Genomic DNA, 22,414 nt, shown 5'->3' on the forward strand with positions numbered 1-22,414 from the left:
GCCCGGACCCGGTCCTCGAACGCCGGACAGGCTGAAGAGGACCGGGCCCGGCATGCGCGGACGCCCGGCGGGTCAGCCGAAGAAGACCCCCACCTCCTTGTAGAGCGCGGGGTCCACCGTCTTCAGCTTCGCCGTCGCCTCCGCGATCGGGACCCGGACGATGTCCGTCCCCTTGAGCGCGACCATCTTGCCGAAGTCCCCGTCGTGCACCGCGTCGATCGCGTGCAGCCCGAACCGGGTCGCCAGCCACCGGTCGAAGGCGCTGGGCGTGCCGCCGCGCTGGATGTGCCCGAGCACGGTGGTGCGGGCCTCCTTGCCGGTCCGCGCCTCGATCTCCTTGGCCAGCCACTCGCCCACGCCCGACAGCCGGACGTGCCCGAAGGAGTCCTTGGTGGCGTCCTTCAGGACCAGGTCCCCGTCCTTGGGCATCGCGCCCTCGGCGACCACGACGATCGGGGCGTAGCTCGCCTTGAAGCGGGAGGTCACCCAGGCGCACACCTCGTCCATGTCGAAGCGCTGCTCCGGGATGAGGATGACGTTGGCGCCGCCCGCGAGCCCCGAGTGCAGGGCGATCCAGCCGGCGTGCCGGCCCATGACCTCGACGACCAGGACCCGCATGTGCGACTCGGCCGTGGTGTGCAGCCGGTCGATGGCCTCGGTCGCGATGCCGACGGCGGTGTCGAAGCCGAAGGTGTAGTCCGTGGCGGACAGGTCGTTGTCGATGGTCTTGGGCACGCCGACGCAGGGGATTCCGTACTCCTCGTACAGCCGGGCGGCCACCCCGAGGGTGTCCTCGCCGCCGATCGCGACGAGCGCGTCCACCTCGTACTTGGCGAGGTTGTCCTTGATGTCGCGCACCCCGTTCTCCGTCTTGAACGGGTTGGTGCGCGAGGAGCCGAGGATGGTGCCGCCGCGGGGCAGGATGCCGCGGACGGCGGGGATGTCGAGCGGGACGGTCCTCCCCTCGATCGCGCCCCGCCAGCCGTCCTTGAACCCGACGAACCCGCAGCCGTACTCCTGGGTGCCCTTGCGGACGACGGCCCTGATCACCGCGTTGAGCCCGGGGCAGTCGCCGCCACCGGTCAGCACTCCGACCTTCATTGCATCTCCCTTCGCCATGACGGTCACGCTAGTGGTGACACAGGTCACAGCAAGGGAGCTGAAGGCGTCAATTCCGGTGGAATCGCGGGGCGTTGCGTACGCCCGTTCACTCGTACGAGGACGTAAGTACGATCGACGCCCGGTGCGCGCCGCCCCGGACGGGGCCTACGCGTCGTCGAGACCCCGCTCTATGGCGTACCGGACGAGCTCCACCCGGTTGTGCAGCTGCAGCTTGCCGAGGGTGTTCTGGACGTGGTTCTGCACGGTGCGGTGGGAGATGACCAGCCGCTCCGCGATCTGCTTGTACGAGAGCCCCTTGGCCACCAGGCGCAGCACCTCGGTCTCGCGGTCGGTCAGTTGGGGCGCCTTCGGCTCGTCGGAGGCGGTCGGCACCGGGTCGCTGGCCAGCCTCCGGTACTCGCCGAGCACCAGTCCGGCCAGGCCGGGGGTGAAGACCGGGTCGCCGACCGCGGTGCGGCGGACCGCGTCGATGAGTTCCTGGGCGCCCGCGGACTTCAGCAGGTAGCCGGTCGCGCCGGACTTCACGGCCTCCAGGACGTCCGCGTGCTCACCGCTGGCGGACAGGACCAGGACGCGCAGCGCCGGGTGGGCGCCGACCAGTTCCTTGCAGACCTGCACCCCCGGCATGCCGGGCAGGTTGAGGTCGAGGACCAGGACGTCGGGGGTGACGGCGCGGGCCCGGCGTACCGCCTCGGGGCCGTCGCCGGCGGTGGCCACCACGTCGAAGCCCGCGGCGGCCAGGTCGCGGGCGACCGCGTCCCGCCACATCGGGTGGTCGTCGACGACCATCACTCTGATCTCGTGCGGTTCGTTCGTGCTCATTGGGTCCTCCCCCTGGGTACCTTCAGTTCCACTTCGGTGCCCTGCCCGGGGACGGACACCAGATCGGCGCTGCCGCCGAGGTCACGCAGTCGGCCGCGGATGGACAGGGCCACTCCCATCCGCCCCTCGCCCTCGGCCTGGTCGAGCCGGCCCGCCGGGATGCCCGGGCCGTCGTCGCGGACGGTCACGATCACCTCGTCGCCCCAGTCCTCGACCAGGATCCAGGCCCTGGCCCCCTCGCCCGCGTGCTTGCGCACGTTGTCGAGGGCGGCGCCGACCGCCGCGGCCAGCTCCTTCGCGGCGGGCACCGGCAGCGGCACCGGGGTGCCCGGCTCGGCGAAGCTCACCCGGGACCCGGCGTGCGGGGCGAGGAGCGTGCGCAGGTCCAGCTCGCCGTCGTCGGCGCCCGGCTCCTCCACCTCGTACGTGTCCACCAGCGCGCCGCGCGACTGGTCGGAGGAGACCCGGGAGGGGTGCACGAGCCCGGTGGAGACCAGCGTGCGCAGCGCCACCTCCTGCTCCCCCGCCATCCGGCCGAGCTCCTCGGCCTCCCCGCCCAGTTCGGTGCCGCGCCGCTGGACCATGGCGAGGACCTGGAGGACCCCGTCGTGGATGTCGCGGGCGAGGCGCTCGCGCTCGCGGGTGGCGGCCTCGATCTCCAGGGCGCGGGCGAGGGTGTTCTCGCTGGCCCGGGCGACCTCGACGACGTAGCCGATGGCCACGGAGGAGACCCAGACGAGCAGCACGTTGTGCAGGGCGTCCCGGGTGGGCTGGCCGCCGTGGATGAGGATGGTGGCCGCGGCCACGAAGGTGGAGGCGAAGCAGGCCCAGCGCCAGCCGCCCTTGATGGCGAAGCCCAGGACCGCGCCCCCGGTCCAGATCGTGGGCAGGGTGGGACCGCCGCCCGTGATCCGCTCGTGGGTGTCGGCGAGCGGGGTCAGCCCGATCCCGACGATGGCGACGGTGAGGTCGGCGACGAGGAAGCCCTTGGTGCAGCTGGCGGCGTTGGTCACCTTCGAGGTGGTGGCCAGGGTCCAGAGGGCGAGGAAGGCGAGGTATCCGGCCGCGACCCAGGGGTGCGGGTACCTCTTGTACGCGGAGGCGAACAGCAGCACCGCGTAGACCATGGTCAGCAGCCGGTACACCGTCAGGGCACGCCAGAGCGGCTGCTCGACCGACATGCGTACGACGCGTTCGCGTTTCGCCATCTCCCCCACCCCTTGCGGGCGGTACCGCCCGACCTACTCCGCCGTACCGTCGGCCTTCTCGCCCTTGGCGGTCTTCTCGGCCTTCTCTGCCTTCTCCGCATCGGCGATCTGGCGCTTGGCCGCCGTCGCGTAGATGTCGACGTACTCCTGGCCGGAGAGCTTCATGATCTCGTACATGACCTCGTCGGTCACCGAGCGGAGGATGAACCGGTCGCTGTCCATGCCGTGGTAGCGGCTGAAGTCCAGCGGCTTGCCGATCCGGATGCCCGGGCGCATGAGCTTGGGGACGACCTTGCCGGGCGGCTGGATCTTCTCCGTGTCGATCATCGCCACGGGAATCACGGGCGCGCCCGTGGCCAGCGCCACGCGGGCCAGACCTCCGGGCTTGCCGCGGTACAGGCGTCCGTCGGGTGAACGCGTGCCCTCGGGGTAAATACCGAACAGCTCCCCGCGCTCGATGACCTCGATGCCGCTCTTGATCGCGGCCTCGCCGGCCCCGCGGGCACCGGAGCGGTCCACCGGGAGCTGTCCGACGCCCTTGAAGAAGGCGGCCGTCAGCTTGCCCTTGACGCCCGGAGAGGTGAAGTACTCCGCCTTCGCGATGAAGGTGACCTTCCGGTCCAGCACGGCCGGCAGGAAGAAGGAGTCGGAGAAGGACAGGTGGTTGCTCGCGAGGATCGCCGGCCCCTCCGCGGGAATGTTCTCGAGGCCCTCCACCCACGGCCTGAAAGCGAGTTTCAGTGAACCGCCGATGGAGAACTTCATTGCGCCGTAGATCAACTCGAAAGCCTTCCTGTGTCTGTCGAACAGACCATATCCCGTGCCTACACCGGCAGGGGCCCGACGACCCTGGCCGGTGCCACCCCGGTCGCGTACGGTGAAGTCACACAGAGCAACGCACCCACCCGACGTACCTCATGATCAAGGAGACCCCGGTGCCCGTCCTCCCTGGAGCCGAGCCGTTCCGCCACGAGGGCGGAGAGGTCGGCGTCCTCCTCTGCCACGGCTTCACCGGCTCCCCGCAGTCCCTGCGCCCCTGGGCCGACTATCTCGCCGGGCAGGGCCTCACGGTGTCGCTGCCGCTGCTGCCCGGACACGGGACGCGCTGGCAGGACATGCAGCTCACGGGCTGGCAGGACTGGTACGCCGAGGTCGACCGCGCGCTGCGGGAACTGCTGGACCGGTGCGAGCAGGTGTTCGTCTTCGGGCTGTCGATGGGCGGCGCGCTGACCCTGCGGCTGGCCGCCAAGCACGGGGACGCCATCCGCGGCATCGTCCTCGTCAACCCGGCCAACAAGGTGCACGACCCGCTGGCCGTCGCCCTCCCGGTGGCCAAGCACTTCATCCGGTCGACGCCGGGCATCGCCAGCGACATCGCGAAGCCGGGCTCGGAGGAGGTCGGCTACGACCGGGTGCCGACCCGGGCCGCGCACTCGCTGCGGAAGTTCCTGCAGCTGGTGGACGCCGACCTGCCGCAGGTCACGCAGCCGCTGCTGCTGCTCCACAGCCCTCAGGACCACGTCGTTCCGCCCGTCGACTCCGAGCGGATCCTGGCCCGCGTCTCCTCGACGGACGTCACCGAGACCCTGCTGGAACAGAGCTACCACGTCGCGACGTTGGACCATGACGCGGAGCGGATCTTCGCGGACAGTTATGCGTTCGTCGGCCGACTGGCGGAGAGCGTGGGCAGGGAGGGGGCGCAGGCCGGTGGCTGAGCACGAGGAGCAGTCGGGCGGAGTCCCGCCGCTGGACGAGGAAGCGGCGTGGGCGGCGATCGTCGCCGGGTACGGGCAGGAGCCGCCGGACCCGCCGGGGGCCCGGCCGTTCAAGCCGATCGAGAACCTCCTCCTGCCGGAGGAGGACGTCAAGCCCCTGCCGCCGGACCCCGAGGCGAAGCCCGAGGCCGAGCCCGAGCCAGAGCCGCCGGCTGCGGCGCTGGGCAGCTCGGTGGTCTTCGCCCCGGGCGTGGGCATGACGGGCCCCCGCGACCACTCGCTGGCGGAACCGCAGGAGGACGACCTGACTCCGGCGGAGGAGGGCCACTTCGTCCAGCCGGAACCGGAGCTGCCGCCCGCGGACACGACGGCGAAGTTCGCGTGGCTGGCCGTGGTCGGCGGACCGGTGCTGCTGCTGCTCGCGGTGCTGTTGCAGTGGGAGATGACCTGGTGGCTGACGACGCTCGGCATCGGCGGCTTCCTGGGCGGGTTCGCGACGCTGGTCGCACGCATGCAGCACGGCGACGACGAGGATGACGACCCCGGCCGCGGAGCCGTGGTCTGAGCCCCTGGGCTCCGCCCCGAACCCCGTGGGCTCCGCCCGGACCCGCTCCGCAAACGCCGGAGGGGCTGACATTGCGCTCCGCGCAATCCGCCCCTCCGGCACATGCAGACTGACGCCGGCCAAATCCAGCCCCGCCGGCGATTGAGGCGATCTTTCAGCCCCGCCGGCGTTTGAGGCGTGGGGGTCCCCCCGGACGGAGTCTGGGGGAGGGTCTGGGGGAGGCGCCGCGCCCGGACCGCGGAGCTACGGCGCAGCCGGCAGGCGGAGGACCGCCAGGACCGGGAGGTGATCCGTGGCCGACCGGAGGTCGGTGGACGAGACGCCCGGCAGCCCCGCAGGGACACCGCAGGCCAGCACCTCCACGCCCCCGCTCGCGAACACCGCGTCGATGCGCCGGTCCGGCGCCGACACCGGGAAGGTCCGTTCCCCTCCCCAGGGGGCCACCGTCCAGCAGTCCTGCAACGTGCCCGCGAGACGGGAGAAGGCCGGACCGCGCGGGTCCTCGTTCACGTCGCCCGCGGCGATCCCGTACGGCGTGTCCATCCCCGCCACCCGTTCCAGGAGGAGCTCCGCCTGCGCGACCCGTTCCGCCCGGTCCAGGGACAGGTGCGCGCAGACCAGCCCCGCGCGGGCGGCGCCGATGCGGACGACCGCCGTGGCGAAGCCCCTCCGGTGCAGGCCGGGCGTGCGCGGCAGCAGGACGTCCTCGGTCCGCTCCACGAAGACCCGCAGCGAGCAGAGCAGCAGCGGCCCGGTTGCCGTCGCTCCCCCGCCCAGCACCACCAGGTCGCATTTCGCGGCCAGTCGCGCCGCGTGTTTGCGCCACCGGAAGAACCGCGGCGCCTCCTGTACGAAGACGAGGTCGGGCTCGCAGGCCCGGATGACCCTGGCCAGCGCCTCCTCGTCGTCGCGCAGCGAGCGGATGTTGTAGCTGAGTACCCGGATCACGGCAGAACCGTCGGGCTCCGTACGGGACTTCGGCAGCGAGGGCAGCAACTGGTCCATGCACGGCAAGATACGCAGCCGCCCGCCGCTCCCCCAAGGGGCGCGGCGGGCGGTCCGGGTGGAAGGGGTCAGCCCTGGCGGGCCAGGTCCGCCGCTCCGACGAGGCCGGCCTTGCCGCCGAGCTGCGCGGCGAGGACCTGGGCGTGCGGCCGCCAGGCGCCGCCGACCAGCCAGCGCTTGAAGGACTTGCGGATCGGGTCGAGGACGAGGTCGCCCTCGTCGGAGACCCCGCCGCCGACGATGAACGCCGACGGGTCGAAGAGCGAGGCCAGGTCGGCGAGGCCGGCGCCGGCCCAGCGGGCCAGCTCGCGGAAGGCGTCGATGGCCACCAGGTCGCCCTGCCGGGCGGCCTCGCTGATGTGCTTGCCCTCGATGCCGTCGGGGGTGCCGTCGCCGAGCGAGAGCAGGACCGTAGCGTTCTCGGGGGTGGCGTTGGCGCGCTGCTTCGCGTACCGGACGAGCGCGCGCCCGGAGGCGTACTGCTCCCAGCAGCCCTGGCTGCCGCAGCCGCACAGCAGGCCGTCCGGGACGACCCGGATGTGCCCGAACTCGGCGGCGACGCCGAAGCGTCCGCGGCGCAGCTTGTTGCCGATGATGATGCCGCCGCCCAGGCCGGTGCCGAGCGTGATGCAGATGACGTCGTCGTGGCCCTGGCCGGCGCCGAAGCGGTATTCGCCCCAGGCGGCGCAGTTCGCGTCGTTCTCGACGACGACGGGCAGGCCGATGCGCTGCTCGACCTTGTCCTTGAGCGGTTCGTGCCGCCAGTTGATGTTCGGCGCGAACAGTACGGTCGCGCGCTTGTCGTCCACGTATCCGGCGGCGCCGATGCCGACGGCGTCGATGGTGTGGTTGCTGCTGACCTCGGAGACGGCGGCGCAGATGGCCTCCGTCACTCCGTCCGCGGTCGGCGGGGTGGGCACCTTGTACGTCTCAAGGATCGTGCCCTCTTCGTCGACCACGCCGGCCGCGATCTTCGTGCCGCCGATGTCGACGCCGATGGTGAGTCCCATTAGTCCCTCGGTTTCCGGTCAAACCCCGCCACGGCCAACGGTACCCGAGGGCGGCGGGCCCTCAGTCGAGATCGATCCGCTCGGCCGGGCCCGCGTCGGGGCCGTCGTCGCGGGGGTTGCGCTCCCGGCGGGGCGCGGGAGGGGTGTCCTGGGTCCAGCGGCGCTCGTGGCCCTCGACGGCGGAGCGGTAGGCGGCGAGGAGCTCGGAGCCGGCGGCCGCGAGGTGGTCGAAGACCTGGGGGTTGCGCTCGATGACGGGCTTGGCGGCGGTCTTGGCCTGGTCGACGATCTGGCGGACCGCGCCCTGGGCAGCGGCTCCGATCAGCGGGTTGTTCAGCCCGGAGACCTTGTCGGCGACGGCTTCGAAGAGCTTGAACAGCTCCTCTGCGGCGGTTCCGGTGCCGGCCGAGCCGGCCCGGTCCCGTCCGCGCAGGCGCTCCTTCTCGGCGGCGAGGTCCTCGGCACAGGCCTTGGCCCAGGCGTCGTCGTCGGTGGGGCGGTCGGTGGCCTCGCTCATGGCGGACTCTCCTGCGGCGGCTGCTGGGCGTGCGTACGGGCTACCTTCGACGGTACCCGAACGGGGGTACGCCGTTCACTGCGTGCGGGGCCACAGCCCCGGGTCCGGGGTGAACCGGATGCGGAGCTCGCCCGCGGTCAGGGCGGCGCCGGAGACGGTGCAGCGGCGCAGCGCCGCGGGCAGCGGAACGATCCTGCGGTACGGGCCCGCCGTGAGCAGCAGCTCGTCGCCGCGGCGTACGAGGTCGAGGTCGCTCTTGTGTGCGCCGGGCAGCGGTACCACCCAGACGAGCACCCCGTCCCCGGCGAGCCGGTCCTCGACGGCCCAGGCCCTGCGGGGTGCGGGCGCCGCCGGGAGGAGCCCGTCCGCGGCGGCGAGCCGGTCGAGGTCCTGCGGGCCGCGCGGGTCGCGGCCGAGGTGGGCGAGCGTGACGACGGGCAGGTCCGCGGCCCATTCGGTGGCGTACTTCTCCTGCTGGGCGGCGAGCCCGGCGAGCCAGGGGTCGGCGGAGCCCTGCGGCACCGTCCGGTTGGCGACGAGGCCGGAGACGGGCAGCTGCTGGAGGGCGAGCCCGAGCCGTCCGAGCCGCAGCGCGTCGGCGGCTGCCGGTCCCGGCTCGGCGACCAGGCGCAGCTCGGTGGTGTCGGCCTCGACGACGGCCTGGACGGCGGCGAGCTCCTCGTCCCAGCGGGCGGCGGCCTCGTAGAGCCACTGCGCGGGCATGGGCACGCCGGCGAGCTGGGCCAGTACGGGCCGCAGGGCGCGGGCGGCCTGCTTCTCTGCGGGGAGCAGCCGGGCGAGGTAGCGGCGCAGCTGGGCGGGCAGGGCCAGGGTGGAGAGGGTCTGGTGGAGCGGGGGCATGTCGACGACGACGAGGTCGGTGCCGGGTGCGGCGGCGGCCCTCCGCAGGGCGCGCAGCAGGGCGAACTGCTCGGCGCCGGGCAGCTCGGTGAGCTCCTCGGCGCCGAGCGGGCGGGCCCCGACCATGGCGAGGAGCGCGGATCCGCGTTCCTGCAGGGCGACGAGCTCCTCGCGGAACTCCTCGCCCGAGTCGACCCGGGCCACCCGCAGCCCCGGTACGGGCTCTTCCCCGGCCAGGGCGGCGAGCGGGTCGCCGACGTCGCCGGACAGCAGCAGCACCCGCCTCCCGTGGCGGGCCGCGGCGAGGGCGGTGGCCGCGGCCACGGTGGTCCGCCCGGCCCCGCCGGGGCCGGTGATCAGCAAGGTGTGCATGTGCGGTGCCTACAGGTGCCGGGTGTTCAAGGGCGCCGGGTGGCGCCTTCGGGTGTTCAGACGGACTCGACGCGCTTCTTCAGGCCCGCCAGCGCACGGTCGATGATGACCTTCTCCGCCTTGCGCTTGATCATGCCGAGCATGGGGATCTTGACGTCCACGGTCAGCTGGTAGGTGACCTCGGTACGCTTGCCGCCGTCCACCGGGGCCAGCCGGTACGAGCCGTCCAGCTGGCGCAGCATCTGGGACTTGTCCAGGGTCCAGCTGACCTCGTCCGTGCCCTTCCAGGTGTAGGCGAGGGTGTGGTCGTCCTTGATCGCGCCTGCGTCGAGCAGCAGGCGGACCTTCTCGGCGCGCCCCTCGGCGTCGGTGGCCAGCACCTCGGCCTCCTTCACCTCCCCGGTCCATTCGGGGTAGCGGGCGAAGTCGGCGATCACGGCCATCACGTCGCTGGGCGCAGCCTCGATCGTGATGCTTGAGCTGGTGTGTTCCGCCATCGCGGTCGCTCCTCCGTGGAGTGTTTCGAGGATGTGTGCGGCCTCCGGCCGCCGCGTGAAGGCTACCGCGCGTGCGGACTCCGCCACTCCAGGGCCTCCCGCGGCCCCGCGGGGGCCGTCGCGAACCGGCCGCCGGTCACCATTCCAGCGCCCACGGCCGGCCGGTCGCCGCGAAGTGGCCGACGTTCACGCACTCCGTGGCCCCGATCCGCATCCGCTGCGCCAGCGGCTGGTGCACGTGTCCGAAGAGCGCGTACCGGGGCCGGGTGCGGCGGATGGCGGCCAGCAGGGCCTCGCTGCCGCGTTCGAACCGGCGCGCGACCGTGTCGTAGCAGAGCTCGGGCACCTCCGGCGGGATGTGCGAGCACAGTACGTCCACCTCGCCGAGCGCCTCCACCTTGGCCGCGTACTCCTCGACGCTCACCTCGTACGGGGTCCGCATCGGCGAGGGCAGCCCGCCGCCGACGAAGCCGAAGACCCGGCCGCCGATCTCCACCCGCTGCCCGTCGAGCACGGTGAGGCCGTCGCGGTCGGCGTATTCCGGCCACAGACCCGGGATGTCGACATTGCCGTAGGTGGCGTACGTCGGGTTCGGGAAGGCGGCGAACATCTCGGCGTACTGGCGGCGCACCGCGCCCTCGATCAGCCGTTCCCGGTCCAGCCCGGCCCAGAGCTGCCGTCCGAAGGCGTGGGCCTCCTGGAAGCGGCGGGCGGTGCGCAGCTCGACGATCCGGTCGGCGTTCTCGATGCCGAACAGGTCGGGGAAGATCCCGCGCGAGTGGTCGGCGTAGTCGAGGAAGAGCACGAGGTCACCGAGGCAGATCAGGGCGTCGGCCCCTTCGCCGGCACGGGCGAGGGCCTCGGTGTTGCCGTGCACGTCGCTCACGACGTGGACCCGCGTGCGGCCCGGTGTGGTCGTCCGGCCCGATCCGCCCGGTCGGCTCGATCCGCTCGTGCCGCCCTGCCCGCCCCGCATGCTGCCACCCATGCGGACAACCCTAGGGGGGCCCGGCAGTTGCGGGGTAGAGGGGCTGTGAGGGGCGGGCGGACCTGCGGTTACTTCCGAGTCTCCAGAGGGGTCGACTACTGTCGGCACGTGGGGGCCAGGCAGTGCAAGGGCAGAATGTGACGCACGGAACATCTGGCCGGTTCCCTCTATCGGGAACCCACTACCGGTGGGTAACGTCCGGTCGGTCCACATGGTGGCGATGGCGCCCAGAGGAGCAGCAGTCTTGCGCGAGTTCAGCCTTCCGGCCCTGTACGAGGTCCCGTCGGACGGGAACCTGACGGATCTCATCCGCCGCAACGCCGCTCAGCATCCAGACACCGCCGTCATGAGCCGCAAGGTCGACGGCCGGTGGCAGGACGTGACCGCGACCGAGTTCCTCGCCGAGGTCCGGGCCGCGGCCAAGGGCCTCATCGCGGCCGGCATCCGGCCCGGCGACCGGGTCGCCCTCATCTCCCGCACCCGCTACGAGTGGGTGCTGTTCGACTTCGCGATCTGGAGCGCGGGCGGCATCACCGTCCCCGTGTACGAGACCAGCTCCCCCGAGCAGGTCCAGTGGATCCTCGGCGACTCCGGCGCCGTGGCGGTCATCGTGGAGAGCCCGGCGCACAGCGCGTCCGTGGCCTCGCTGCGCGACCGGCTGCCGGAGCTGCGCGAGGTCTGGGAGATCGAGCAGGGCGCGCTGGAGACGCTGAAGGCCGCCGGCGCGGAGATCTCCGACGCCGAGGTCGAGGAGCGCAGCAGCCTCGCCAACGCCGACGACCCGGCCACCATCGTCTACACCTCGGGCACCACCGGCCGCCCCAAGGGCTGCGTGCTGACCCACCGCAACTTCTTCGCCGAGTGCGGCAACGTGGTGGAGCGCCTCAGCCCGCTCTTCCGCACCGGCGAGTGCTCGGTGCTGCTCTTCCTCCCGGCCGCGCACGTCTTCGGGCGCCTGGTGGAGGTGGCGGCCGTACTGGCGCCGATCCGCCTGGGCTGCGTACCGGACATCAAGAACCTGACCGACGAGCTGCAGTCCTTCCGGCCCACGCTGATCCTCGGCGTGCCGCGCGTCTTCGAGAAGGTCTACAACTCGGCGCGCGCCAAGGCGCAGGCCGACGGCAAGGGGAAGATCTTCGACGCCGCCGCCGAGACGGCGATCGCCTACAGCCGGGCGCTCGACGCCCCGGGCGGCCCGTCCTTCGGCCTGAAGCTCAAGCACAAGATCTTCTCCAAGCTGGTCTACAGCAAGCTGCACACGGTGCTCGGCGGGCGCGGCGAGTACGCGATCTCCGGCGGCGCCCCGCTGGGCGAGCGGCTCGGCCACTTCTTCCGCGGCATCGGCTTCACCGTGCTGGAGGGCTACGGCCTGACGGAGTCCTGCGCGGCCACGGCCTTCAACCCGTGGGACAAGACGAAGATCGGTACGGTCGGCCAGCCGCTGCCGGGCTCCGTGGTGCGCATCGCGGACGACGGCGAGGTGCTGCTGCACGGCGAGCACATCTTCAACGGCTACTGGCAGAACGAGACGGCGACCGCCGAGGCGCTGACCGACGGCTGGTTCCACACCGGCGACGTCGGCACCCTCGACGAGGACGGCTACCTCGCGATCACCGGGCGCAAGAAGGAACTCATCGTCACCGCGGGCGGCAAGAACGTCGCGCCCGCCGTGATCGAGGACCGGATCCGGGCGCACGCGCTGGTCGCGGAGTGCATGGTCGTCGGCGACGCGAGGCCGTTCGTGGCCGCGCTCGTCACCATCGACGAGGAGTTCCTGGGCCGCTGGGCGGCCGAGAACGGCAAGCCGGCCGGGGTGACCGCGGCCGAGCTGCGTGAGGACGCGGACCTGGTCGCCGCCGTCCAGAAGGCCGTGGACGACGGCAACGCGGCGGTGTCCAAGGCGGAATCGGTGCGGAAATTCCGCATTCTGCCCTCCCAGTTCACGGAGGAGTCGGGTCACATCACGCCGTCGCTGAAGCTGAAGCGCAACGTGGTGGCGAAGGACTTCGCGGACGAGATCGAGGCGCTCTACCGGGGCTAGTCCCGGCCGTCGTTACCTGGGGTCCTCGGCGAGAATCCGGGCCATGTTCCGCTCCGCGAGGGCGGTGATGGTCACGAACGGGTTCACGCCGAGCGACCCGGGGATCAGGGAGCCGTCCACGACGTACAGCCCCTGGTAGCCCTTCGCCCGTCCGTACGCGTCGGTGGCGTCGCCGAGTACGCAGCCGCCGAGCGGGTGGTAGGTGAAGTTGTCGGCGAAGGCCTTGTTGTCGCCGAAGAGGTCGTACCGGTACATCGTGAAGTTCCGCCAGTTGATGCGGTCGAAGAGGTTCTTCGCCGCGTTGACCGAGGGCGTGTTCTGGTCCCTGCGCCAGTTGAGGCGGGCCGAGTCGGTGGCGGCGTCGTAGGTGAAGTGCCCGCGCTCCGGATTCTTCGTTATGGCCAGGTACATCGAGATCCAGTGCTCCAGCCCCATGGGGAGCGGGGCGATCTCGGCGAAGACCGGGTTGGCCGCGTTGTCCCAGTCGTCGATGCCCATGGCGGGCATGGTGGCCTGGTTGGCGCCGACCGTGTCCCAGAGGTGGTTGGCGCGGGCGGTCATGACGTTGCCGTTGGGGCCCCAGCCGCGCCCGACCTTGCCGTCGAGCGCGGGCAGCGTCCCGGTCTCGCGGGCCCGCAGCAGGATCTCGGTGGTGCCGAGACTGCCCGCCCCGAGGAAGAGCTGCCTGCAGCCGAGTTCGCGGACCTGGGTGACCCGCCCGGTCACATCGCTGGTCTGCACCGTCAGCACGTACCCCCCGGCGGGGTCCTGCCGTACGCCGACCACGCGCTGCATGGTCTCGATGGTGACGTTGCCGGTGCCGAGGGCGGCGGCGAGGTAGGTCTTGTCGACGCTCTTCTTCCCGTGGTTGTTGCCGTAGATGACCTCGCCGGCCAGCGCCGACCGGGGTGCGGTGCCCGCCGCCTCGCGCTTCATGTACTCGAAGTCGTAGACGTTGGGGACGAAGACGGTCCTCAGGCCGGTGTTCTGGGCGTGCTTGCGGGAGATCCGGGCGAAGCGGTACCACTCCGTGGACTCGAACCAGGCCGGGTCGATGTCGTTGACCCCGAGCATGGCCCGGGCGCGGGGGTAGTACGTGCCGTACATCTCGTCGGCGTTGACCTGGGGCAGCACCTCGGAGAAGTACGAGCGGCGGGGCGTGGGCGCCATGCCGCCGTTGACCAGCGAGCCTCCGCCGACGCCGCGGCCCACGTACACGGACATGTCGCCGAAGTTCACCCGGTCCAGCACCCCCGGGTACGGGCTGATGTTGCGGTTGACCACGTCGAGCCAGAGGAACTGGGCGAGCGGGGCCTCGGTGCGGGTGCGGAACCACATGGAGCGGTGGTCGGGAGCGGAGGTGGAGGGGAACACCTTGCCGTCGAGCCCGGCGGTGTCCCAGAGCCGGCCCATTTCGAGGACGACGGTCCGCACGCCCGCCTGACCGAGCCGCAGCGCGGCGACGGCGGAGCCGTAACCGGAGCCGACGACTATGGCGGGCGCGTACTGGGCTGCGGCCGGCTCGGAAGCCGCGGCGGAGGCCAGGCCGATCCGGGTGAACCCGAGGGCGGAGGCGGTCGAGAGTGCGCCGAGTCCCAGAAGGTGACGGCGCGTCAGATTGGGTGTCATGGCCGCATCATGGGCGGAATCCAGCCGTCCGGCCAGACGCCGTCTTGACAGGTATCTGAGAGACAGTCAGCCATGGCTGCACAGCCCGTCGGCCGCGGCTCCGCCGTCAGGGCTCCGCCCCGAACCCCGCTCCTCAAACGCCGGAGGGGCTGGATCTTGCCGGCGCCGGCTGACAATTTCAGCCTCGCCGGCGTTTGAGGGGTGGGGGTCCCCCCGGACGGAGTCTGGGGGAGGGTCTGGGGCGGAGCCCCGGCAGCGGCGGCGCGGCCGTACGGCTACAGCAGCGCACGGAGGTGGTCCGCCAGGAGGTCCCAGCGCCACTTCTCCTCGACCCACTCACGCCCCCGCTCGCCCATCCGACGGCGCAGTTCCGGATCCTTCAGCAGGGTGACGATCCGGTCCGCCGCGTCTTCGGGGGCGCCGCCCCGGACGACCCAGCCCGTCTCGCCGTCCAGCACCGCGTCCGGCGCCCCGCCGGAGTCGCCCGCGATCACCGGCAGGCCCGTGGCCGAGGCTTCCAGGTAGACGATGCCGAGCCCCTCCACGTCCAGCCCGCCCCGCCGGGTCCGGCACGGCATCGCGAAGACGTCGCCCGCGCCGTAGTGGGCGGGCAGTTCGGACCACGGGACCGCCCCCGTGAAGACCACCGAGTCCGCGACCCCGGTCGAGACGGCCAGCGCCCGCAGGTCCGCCTCGTACGGCCCGCCGCCCACGATCAGCAGCACCGCGTCCGGCTCCGCCGCCAGGATCCGCGGCATCGCCTCGATCAGCGTGTCCTGCCCCTTGCGGGGAACGAGGCGCGAGACGCAGACGACCACCGGCCGGTCGGTCAGCCCGAGCCGCGCCCGGACCTCCGCCCCGCCCGACTCCGGGTGGAACGTCTTCTCGTCCACCCCCGGCGGGAGTTGCACCATCCGGGCCGCCGCCCGGTCCGTCACCGCCGAGGCGATCCGCGAGCGCGTGTACTCCCCCAGGTAGGTCAGCGTGTCCGTGCCCTCGCCGATCCGCCGCAGCAGCTGCCGCGCCGCCGGCAGCTGGGCCCAGCCCGCCTCGTGCCCGTGCGTGGTCGCCACGATCCGCCGTGCGCCCGCGCGCCGCAGCGCCGGGCCCATCAGACCGAGGGGGGCCGCCGCCCCGAACCACACGGACTCGCATCCGTGTTCGCGCAGCAGGCCCACCGCCCGCCGCGTCACGCGCGGGGTCGGCAGCAGCATCGTCGTACGGTCGCGGACCACCTGGAACGGCTGCTCCGCGTCGAAGGCCGCGGTGGCCTCGCGGCCCTCCGCGCTGTGCTTCCACGTGGAGGCGTAGACGACGATCCGGTCGGGATCCAGCCTCAGCGCCATGTTGTGCAGGAAGGCCTGGATGCCGCCCGGTCGCGGCGGGAAGTCGTTGGTCACGATCAGCGTCTTGTGCATCGCTGCCAACGTACCGGACGCCCTCAGCGGAACTCCTTCCGCAGGGCCTCCTGCCACTCCTCGGTCAGCCCGGCCGGATCCGTCCCGAGCGCCTCCCGCAGCGCCGACGGCCACGGCCCGCGCCCCGCCTTCTCGTACAGGTCCACCAGCGCCGCCTCGCCCCACCGGTCCGCGATCAGCCGGCAGGCCAGCCACGCCCCCTCGTACGCCCCGGCCAGCGCCTCCGGGTCGCCGCCGAAGGCGAAGTCCTCCGAGCGCGGCAACCCGGCCGGCACCGCGCCGCGCCGTACCGCCCGGGCCAGGGCCGGGGCGCCCTGCTCCGGGGTGGTGGAGGTGCCGCGGTACGCCGCCCAGTCCGCGAAGCCCTCGGAGAGCCACAGCGGGGTCGTCGCGGAGGTCGCCGCCCGGGTGGCCACGTGGGTGACCTCGTGGGTGAGGATGACCCGCCGGCCCGCCTCGCCCAGCTCCGCGTACCCCTCCGGGTTGATCACCACCCGGTCCGCGGGGGCCGGTCCGGCGCCGACCCGGCCGGTGGTGACGGCGCCCATGCCCCGGTACTCGTCGGCGGGCCGGCCCAGCAGCTGCGCCATCCGCTCCAGGGATCCGGGGACCAGTACGACCACCCGTCCCGCCCAGGGTCCGGGCCAGGCCGCGCTGGCCGCGGGCACCGCCCGGTCGGCCTCGGCGGCGATCCCGGCCAACTCCTCGGGGGACCGCCCGGCGCCGCCCAGGACCAGGGAGTGCGTCCCCCGGACCACCGACACCGGGCCCTGGTCCCACAGCTGCGGCGGTGCGCCCGGTGCGGGCCGGTCGGCCCGCACCAGCCAGGGGCCGCCGCCCGCCGCGCGTGCGAGTTCCAGCTCGCGCGCCGAGCCGCCCGGGGCCGTGTCGTAGCCGGCCAGCCGGTAGCGCAGCTCGGCCCGTACGAGGGCCCGTGCGCCGTCCCGCCGCACCGAGGCGACCTCGTACGTCCAGCCGTCGAGGGGGATCCCGGAGAGTGCCTCGGGGGGCACCCGCGACCAGTCGGCCACGGCCCGGCGGACGTCGCGCGCGGTGGTGTCGGCGGGCCGCGCCGCGCAGCCGGCGAGCAGCACGCACAGCAGGAGCGGCAGTACGCGGACGAGACGGCGACCCGGGAGCATCCGCCGATCGTACGCACGGTCCGGACCAGGGGTCCCCGGCCGGGGCCGGGGGCGGGGCTCCGCGGGCGGCGGTCAGGGGCGGGTCACCGACGAGACGGGCATCATCCCGACGGGGTCGTAGCGCACCCGGGCCCCGGGGTACGGGGCGTGGACCACCTGGCCGTTGCCGACGTACATGCCGACGTGGCTGGCGTCCGAGCGGTACGTCACCAGGTCGCCCGGGCGGGCCTGCGAGAGCGGCACCTGCCGGCCGGCGTGCCGCTGGGCCTGCGAGGTGCGCGGCAGCGAGACCCCCGCCTGCCGGTAGGACCAGACCATCAGCCCGGAGCAGTCGAAGCCGGAGGGGCCGGTGGAGCCCCACACGTAGGGGCGGCCGACCGCCGACCGGGCCGCCATCACGGCGGCCGCGGCCCGCCCCGAGGACGGGCCGGAGAAGGGCATCTCGGGCATCTCGTCGGCGCGGCCGCCGGAGCGCGAGGAGCGTTCGAAGTCGGCCCGCTCCTCGGACGGCATGGTGCTGAGCAGGCGCCGGGCGGCGGCGAGCTTCGCGGTGACGGAGCGCTTGTGCCGGGCCACGTCGGAGCGCAGGGCGTCGAGTTCGGCGAGTTTGCGGGAGGCCTCCCGGCGCTCCTGGCCGAGGCTGCGCTGCTCCTCGCGGAGTTCGTCGAGCTGCCGGGCCTGACGGCTGGTCAGCCGGTCGAGGGCGGCGGCCTGCTCCAGGTACGCGTCGGGGTCCTCGGCCAGCATCAGGCCGACGGCGGGGTCGATGCCGCCGCTGCGGTACTGGGCCCCGGCGAAGGTGCCGAGGACGCCCCGCATGGTGTTGATGCGCTCCTGACCGCGGGCCACCGCCTCCTGGGCCCGGTTGACCTCGGCGCGCAGCCGGTCGGCCTTCTCGCCCGCCTCGTTGAAGCGCTCGGTGGCCTGCTCGGCCTCTTCGAAGAGCCGGTCGACCTGGGCGCTGACGCCCGTCCTCGCCGCGCCGCCCGGCTCGTACGGGAGGCCGGGAGCGGCGCTCGCGGGTGCCCCCGCCATGGCGGCCGCGGCCGTGGCCGCGGCGGCGGTGAGGACGGTGACCTTCGTGCTCCGGTCGAGGCTGCCGAGCCCGCTCCGGCGATGGGACGCCACGTGAAACCGCTCCCTTCCGCTGTGTGTGGCCCGGGTCCGCCCCCCGTGGACGGCCTTGTGCCGGGTTCCGCGCTGGCAGACAGTAGCCGGACGGTCACATGCCGACCAACGACCGCCGGAGGGCGCACACGGCGACGCCCCGCAGGAGACGCAGGTCACCGGCGGGGCGTGTGGTCGCAAAGGGGCCGCGGAATTCGCCCGGATGGGCGGTGTGCGGCGCGTCAGCCGACGCGGACGCCGAACTGGAACGGCATGTTGTCCATGGACTCGTACTTGATGCCGCTGCGCGGGTTCGAGGCGTGCAGCGTCATGTTGTTGCCGGCGTAAAGGCCGACGTGGTGCAGGTCCCCGTAGAAGAAGACCAGGTCACCGGGCTGGAGCTGGCTGCGGCTGATGCGGGTGCCGTCATTGACCTGAGTGAAGGTGGTGCGGCTGATGCTGACGCCGGCCTGCTTGTACGCCCACTGCGTCAGCCCGGAGCAGTCGTAGACGTTGGGACCGGTGCCGCCGGACTGGTAGGTGAAGCCCAGCTTGGTCTTCGCCGCGGCGAGGGCGGCTCCGGCGCGGCCGGAGGCGCTGACGTTGCCGAGGTCGACACGCTGGCCGTCGGCGCGGCTGGCGCGCGCCTCGTCGTCCTTGAGCGCCGCGCGCTCCTGCGCCGTCAGGGTGTTGAGCAGGGCCTGGGCCGCGGCGAGCTTCTCCGTGGAGACCTTCTTCTTCTCGCCGAGCTCCTTGCGGGTGGCGTCGAGGTCGGCGAGCTTGCCGGCGGCCTCCTGGCGCTGCTGCGCGAGGCTGCGCTGCTTCGCCTGGATCTTCTGGACCGCCTCGACCTGCTTGCCGCTCAAGTGCTCGAGGGAGGAGGCCTTGTCGAGGTAGCTGTCGGGGTCCTCGGAGAGGAGGAGGGCGAGGGAGGGGTCGATGCCGCCGTTGCGGTACTGGGCGCTGGCCATCGAACCGAGGGTGCTGCGCAGCTCGTTGAGGTCACCCTGGCCGCGGGCGACCTGGTCCTGAAGCTGGGCTATCTCCTTCTCGAGCTTCTCCTGGCGCTCCTTGGCCCCGTTGAACTTCTCGGTGGCCTGCTCCGCCTCTTCGTAGAGGGCGTCGACCTGGGTCTTGACCTCGTCCTTGCTCGGCTTCGCCGGAGCGGCGGAGGCGCTCTGGGAGGTGAGGGCCACCACGGCGGCGGCGGTGGCGCCGAGCACGGTCACACGAGTGCGGTTCGGCTGCTTGGGTCGACGGTGGGACGCCACGGAGGCGAGCTCCTTCTTCCTAGAGCCGCCGAAGAACGCAACTCGGCAGCACCTCCGCCGCCACTCCGAATGAGTGATCTACCGCACGAAGGTTTGACCGCACCCTAGTGACCTTGCTGTGATCAGTTCAAATCCCGCCAGGTAAAAACCCGCTCTCCGACCAGGTTCTTTACCTACAGTGCACGCTCTGTGCCGGGCACTTGACGGTACGTTCGCTACGGCGCCGGTCAATTCCGGCATTCGGGCGGGGAGTTACGAAACGCGCGAAAGCCGCTTCAGTAGCAAAGCGGACGTCACGGGCCGCGCACCCGCCTTGGCCACCCCGTCGGCGACCTCCCGGTCCGTCGAGACCACGACCACCGGCCGGCCGGGCGGTTCGGCGCGCACCAGCTGACGGATCAGCTCGTCCGCCGTCACGCCCGCCTTGGAGAAGAGCACCCGCACCCCGCGCGGCGGGGCGAGCAGCACCGGGGCCGCCAGTTCCGCCCCGTCGAAGACACAGGTCATCTCCGCGCCCGTCTGCGCGGCCAGCATCGACAGCCCGCCCAGCAGCCGCAGCCGCTGCTTCTCCAGCGGCATCGTCGGATAGCCGGTCTTGGTCACGTTGTAGCCGTCGACCACCAGATGGGCCTGCGGCAGCGCCAACAGCTGGTCCAGCAGCGCAGGATCGGTCTCCGACAGGGCGCGCGCCGCGATGTCCTTCGGCGTCATCCGGCCCGGCTCCACCGCGTCCACGGTGTCGGCCGGGCGCGTGTTCACGGGCGGCAGCGCCAGCTCGCGGCGCAGCCCCTGGGCCGCGTCCAGCACGGTGTCCAGCAGCAGCCGCAGCCGCATGTCCTCGATGCTGCGCCCCTCGCGGGTGGCCCGGCGCGAGGTCTCCAGCGCCGCCTCCACCTCCGCGAGGCGGGACTTGAGCCGCCGGCTCTCGCTCTCCGCGGCGGCCACCCGGGTGGCCGCGTCGCCGCGGATCCCGTCGACCTCGGCGGTCAGCTTGCGCAGGGCCGCCTCGCCGCGCTTGACGTCACTGAGGGCGCTGCGCAGCTTGCGCTGAAGCGATTCCGCTTCCTTGCGGGCCGCGTCCAGCTCCACGCGCACGTGCTCGCCGCCCGTGCGCTGCAGTTCCCGGGCGTGGGCCAGCTCCTCGCGCAGCCGCTCCAGCTCACGCCGGGTCTCCTCGCCGACCCGCTCGGCGTCGGCGCGCTGCGCCTCCTCGCCCGCGGCGGCCACCAGCTTGACCCAGCCGGCCGGCCTCAGGACGAACGCGGCGGCCGCCACGTCCAGCGGATCCGCGGCGGCGGGCGGCGCGCCCGACTCCAGCGCGGCGGCCAGCTCCGCCTGCGCCTCGCGCAGTTTCTCGGCGACCCGGCTTCGGAACACGGCGTCGGTCTCGACCGCCGTGGCCATGGCGTTGCCCGCGAACTTGGCGCGCCGGGTCGGGGTGAAACGGGCGTACTGCCGCAACTGCGCCGGCAGGTCCGCGACCGTCAGTGCGCCGAAGGCGTCCGAGACGAGCGCGACGACCCGCCGCCGCACGCCTTCCGGCAGCGGGCGGTCGAGCGCCTCGGCGGCGTCGCCGGCCGCGTCGGCCGGCTCAGCGCCGCTTGCTGGCTCCACAATCCGTCACCCCTACCGTGATCTACGTGTGGGCACGCCTCCGTCAGGAGTCCGCGCCCGGCCTGTCCACGAGCTCGATCTGGTCCACCGCGTTGCACCAGCGGCAGCGGACCGACTCGATGGTCTCATTGACCACCTCGCGCTCCTCGACCTTGGGCTCCCCGGCGAGGTCCAGGTGGACGTACTCGACGACCTTCGACGAACGGGTGACGTCGAAGCGCGTGAGGTTGCCGCACAGGGTGCAGCGCCACCGGGTGGTGTCGGTCGGCAGGGGAACCGTCATCAGGCCGCTCTCTCCTTCGTAGCTGATTCAATTAAAGCCGTCCGCGCCGCCGTCCGCGCAGCTCTCCGTGTCTGTCGGCGTATCTCGGCGTCGCTCTGCGGCGGTATTCCTCGGACGGCGGACCGCAGCTCGTAACCCTACGGCCTGCCACCGCCTCAGGTGGGTCCCGTTGCGTCATGCTCTGTCACATGATCGTAAGGTGGCGGGCCGTACGCGAGGCTGCCCGGGGACCGGTGGTCACCCATGCGCTGATCGCGGGCTGCGGTGTGGTGTTCGTACTCGGCCCTGCCTCGGGGCTCAACCCGGTCTACGGGACGGGCGACGAGCTGCTGGCGGCCGGTACCGCGTACTTCCGGCGCTGGGGCGTGGTCCCGGACGAGCTCTTCACGGGCACCCCGCGCGCCTGGCTGACCCCGCTGACGGCCCTGTTCGTCCACGGCAGCTGGCTGCACCTGCTCGGGAACATGCTCTTCCTCTACGTCTTCGGGGCGATGACGGAGGAGCGGATGGGCCGCCCGGCGTTCCTCGTCTTCTACATCTGCACGGGGTACGTGGCGCTGGCGGCGTACGCGGCGGCCAACGCGGGATCCCCGCAGACCCTGGTGGGGGCGTCCGGAGCGATCTCGGCGGTCCTGGGCGCCTTCCTCTTCCTGCTCCCGCGGGCGAGGGTGACGAGCCTGTTCCCCTTCTTGTTCTTCCTGCCGCTGCGGTTCCCGGCGTGGCTCGTGCTGCTGTTCTGGTTCGCCCTCCAATGGGTGGCCGCGCACCGGGCGGAAAGCGGCCCCGGGGTCGCGTACCTGGCCCATCTGGTGGGCTTCTCGGTCGGCTTCCTCTACGCGTGGGCCCGCTATCGGGGTACGACTAGAGTGAGGCGACCAGCGACGGCCACCGAGGGAGACAGCCAGCCGTGATCACCGCGATCGTGCTCATCAAGACCAGCGTGGACCGCATCCCCGAGATCGCCGAGTCCATCGCCGCGCTGGACAGCGTCAGCGAGGTCTACTCCGTCACGGGAACGTACGACCTGATCGCACTGGTCCGCGTGGCCCGCCACGAGAACCTGGCGGACATCATCCCCGGCCGCATCAGCAAGATCCCGGGCGTCGAGGCGACGGACACCCACGTGGCCTTCCGCACCTACTCCCAGCACGACCTGGAAGCGGCGTTCGCGATCGGCCTCGACGCCTGACGCCTCCGGCGCGGTCTGCGACTGACCCGCCTGCCCCG

Annotated in this window: 22 protein-coding genes; 5 read left to right on the forward strand and 17 right to left on the reverse strand. The window is 72.5% G+C overall.

Annotated elements, in window-relative coordinates:
- Window positions 1-72 precede the first annotated feature (72 nt).
- The 4 genes from OG472_RS14665 to OG472_RS14680 all read right to left on the reverse strand — a co-directional run bounded on the left by OG472_RS14665 (window position 73) and on the right by OG472_RS14680 (window position 3,917).
- Entirely contained in the window at window positions 73-1,101 is a 1,029-nt protein-coding gene (locus OG472_RS14665) for a 6-phosphofructokinase (RefSeq protein WP_401602458.1), read from the reverse strand.
- A gap of 165 nt (window positions 1,102-1,266) precedes the next feature.
- On the reverse strand, window positions 1,267-1,944 hold the full coding sequence (locus OG472_RS14670) for a response regulator (protein ID WP_401601290.1): 678 nt from the start codon (window positions 1,942-1,944) through the stop codon (window positions 1,267-1,269).
- Window positions 1,941-3,152 (reverse strand): MacS family sensor histidine kinase, encoded by a 1,212-nt coding sequence (macS, locus tag OG472_RS14675; RefSeq protein WP_401601291.1) that lies wholly within the window; start codon window positions 3,150-3,152, stop codon window positions 1,941-1,943. Before macS ends, OG472_RS14670 begins: the two co-directional genes overlap by 4 nt.
- Before the next feature lie 33 nt (window positions 3,153-3,185).
- A complete protein-coding gene (locus OG472_RS14680; RefSeq protein ID WP_383575279.1) occupies window positions 3,186-3,917 on the reverse strand; it encodes a lysophospholipid acyltransferase family protein in 732 nt (243 codons plus the stop codon).
- A 170-nt stretch (window positions 3,918-4,087) separates the two neighbouring features.
- Here OG472_RS14680 and OG472_RS14685 point away from each other — a divergent pair, with 170 nt between their 5' ends.
- Window positions 4,088-4,867, forward strand: coding sequence for an alpha/beta hydrolase (locus OG472_RS14685; RefSeq protein ID WP_405829777.1), 780 nt, complete (start codon window positions 4,088-4,090; stop codon window positions 4,865-4,867).
- Window positions 4,860-5,432 carry a hypothetical protein gene (locus tag OG472_RS14690; RefSeq protein WP_405829779.1) on the forward strand — a complete coding sequence of 191 codons (573 nt, stop codon included), beginning with the start codon at window positions 4,860-4,862 and terminating at the stop codon, window positions 5,430-5,432. The genes OG472_RS14685 and OG472_RS14690 overlap by 8 nt, the downstream gene beginning before the upstream one ends.
- A gap of 243 nt (window positions 5,433-5,675) precedes the next feature.
- On the opposite strand, the gene OG472_RS14695 is transcribed toward OG472_RS14690, so the two are convergent.
- From OG472_RS14695 to OG472_RS14720, 6 genes are all read right to left on the reverse strand, one after another.
- Window positions 5,676-6,437 (reverse strand): endonuclease/exonuclease/phosphatase family protein, encoded by a 762-nt coding sequence (locus OG472_RS14695; RefSeq protein WP_405829781.1) that lies wholly within the window; start codon window positions 6,435-6,437, stop codon window positions 5,676-5,678.
- Window positions 6,438-6,505: 68 nt separating this feature from the next.
- A complete protein-coding gene (locus OG472_RS14700; RefSeq protein WP_401601299.1) occupies window positions 6,506-7,447 on the reverse strand; it encodes an ROK family glucokinase in 942 nt (313 codons plus the stop codon).
- A 61-nt stretch (window positions 7,448-7,508) separates the two neighbouring features.
- Entirely contained in the window at window positions 7,509-7,964 is a 456-nt protein-coding gene (locus OG472_RS14705; protein ID WP_383575196.1) for a DUF5304 domain-containing protein, read from the reverse strand.
- Window positions 7,965-8,039: 75 nt separating this feature from the next.
- Window positions 8,040-9,197 carry an ArsA family ATPase gene (locus OG472_RS14710; RefSeq protein ID WP_405829784.1) on the reverse strand — a complete coding sequence of 386 codons (1,158 nt, stop codon included), beginning with the start codon at window positions 9,195-9,197 and terminating at the stop codon, window positions 8,040-8,042.
- Window positions 9,198-9,253: 56 nt separating this feature from the next.
- A complete protein-coding gene (locus OG472_RS14715) occupies window positions 9,254-9,694 on the reverse strand; it encodes an SRPBCC family protein (RefSeq protein ID WP_030707427.1) in 441 nt (146 codons plus the stop codon).
- Window positions 9,695-9,830: 136 nt separating this feature from the next.
- On the reverse strand, window positions 9,831-10,670 hold the full coding sequence (locus OG472_RS14720; RefSeq protein ID WP_405943180.1) for a metallophosphoesterase: 840 nt from the start codon (window positions 10,668-10,670) through the stop codon (window positions 9,831-9,833).
- 256 nt (window positions 10,671-10,926) lie between these two features.
- Between OG472_RS14720 and OG472_RS14725 the strand changes: the two genes are divergently transcribed.
- Complete coding sequence (locus OG472_RS14725) at window positions 10,927-12,723, forward strand: AMP-dependent synthetase/ligase (protein ID WP_383575192.1); 1,797 nt, start codon at window positions 10,927-10,929, stop codon at window positions 12,721-12,723.
- 12 nt (window positions 12,724-12,735) lie between these two features.
- On the opposite strand, the gene OG472_RS14730 is transcribed toward OG472_RS14725, so the two are convergent.
- From OG472_RS14730 to OG472_RS14760, 7 genes are all read right to left on the reverse strand, one after another.
- Window positions 12,736-14,352 carry a GMC oxidoreductase gene (locus OG472_RS14730; protein WP_405941520.1) on the reverse strand — a complete coding sequence of 539 codons (1,617 nt, stop codon included), beginning with the start codon at window positions 14,350-14,352 and terminating at the stop codon, window positions 12,736-12,738.
- A gap of 275 nt (window positions 14,353-14,627) precedes the next feature.
- On the reverse strand, window positions 14,628-15,770 hold the full coding sequence (locus tag OG472_RS14735; RefSeq protein ID WP_405829789.1) for a glycosyltransferase family 4 protein: 1,143 nt from the start codon (window positions 15,768-15,770) through the stop codon (window positions 14,628-14,630).
- 23 nt (window positions 15,771-15,793) lie between these two features.
- Entirely contained in the window at window positions 15,794-16,912 is a 1,119-nt protein-coding gene (locus OG472_RS14740; RefSeq protein ID WP_405941521.1) for a hypothetical protein, read from the reverse strand.
- A 72-nt stretch (window positions 16,913-16,984) separates the two neighbouring features.
- Window positions 16,985-18,040, reverse strand: coding sequence for an NlpC/P60 family protein (locus OG472_RS14745; protein WP_401601312.1), 1,056 nt, complete (start codon window positions 18,038-18,040; stop codon window positions 16,985-16,987).
- Window positions 18,041-18,261: 221 nt separating this feature from the next.
- Window positions 18,262-19,290, reverse strand: a complete 1,029-nt coding sequence (locus tag OG472_RS14750; RefSeq protein ID WP_401601315.1) for an NlpC/P60 family protein — start codon at window positions 19,288-19,290, stop codon at window positions 18,262-18,264.
- A gap of 252 nt (window positions 19,291-19,542) precedes the next feature.
- Window positions 19,543-20,907 carry an NYN domain-containing protein gene (locus OG472_RS14755; RefSeq protein WP_327419203.1) on the reverse strand — a complete coding sequence of 455 codons (1,365 nt, stop codon included), beginning with the start codon at window positions 20,905-20,907 and terminating at the stop codon, window positions 19,543-19,545.
- 40 nt (window positions 20,908-20,947) lie between these two features.
- Entirely contained in the window at window positions 20,948-21,187 is a 240-nt protein-coding gene (locus OG472_RS14760) for a hypothetical protein (RefSeq protein ID WP_008738811.1), read from the reverse strand.
- 188 nt (window positions 21,188-21,375) lie between these two features.
- Between OG472_RS14760 and OG472_RS14765 the strand changes: the two genes are divergently transcribed.
- Together OG472_RS14765 and OG472_RS14770 are read left to right on the forward strand one after the other, a co-directional pair.
- Window positions 21,376-22,098, forward strand: a complete 723-nt coding sequence (locus tag OG472_RS14765; protein ID WP_401601318.1) for a rhomboid family intramembrane serine protease — start codon at window positions 21,376-21,378, stop codon at window positions 22,096-22,098.
- Window positions 22,095-22,376, forward strand: a complete 282-nt coding sequence (locus OG472_RS14770; protein WP_008738815.1) for an Lrp/AsnC family transcriptional regulator — start codon at window positions 22,095-22,097, stop codon at window positions 22,374-22,376. Before OG472_RS14765 ends, OG472_RS14770 begins: the two co-directional genes overlap by 4 nt.
- Window positions 22,377-22,414 lie beyond the last annotated feature (38 nt).

The organism is Streptomyces sp. NBC_00207 (assembly GCF_045160965.1).
GTDB lineage: Bacteria > Actinomycetota > Actinomycetes > Streptomycetales > Streptomycetaceae > Streptomyces.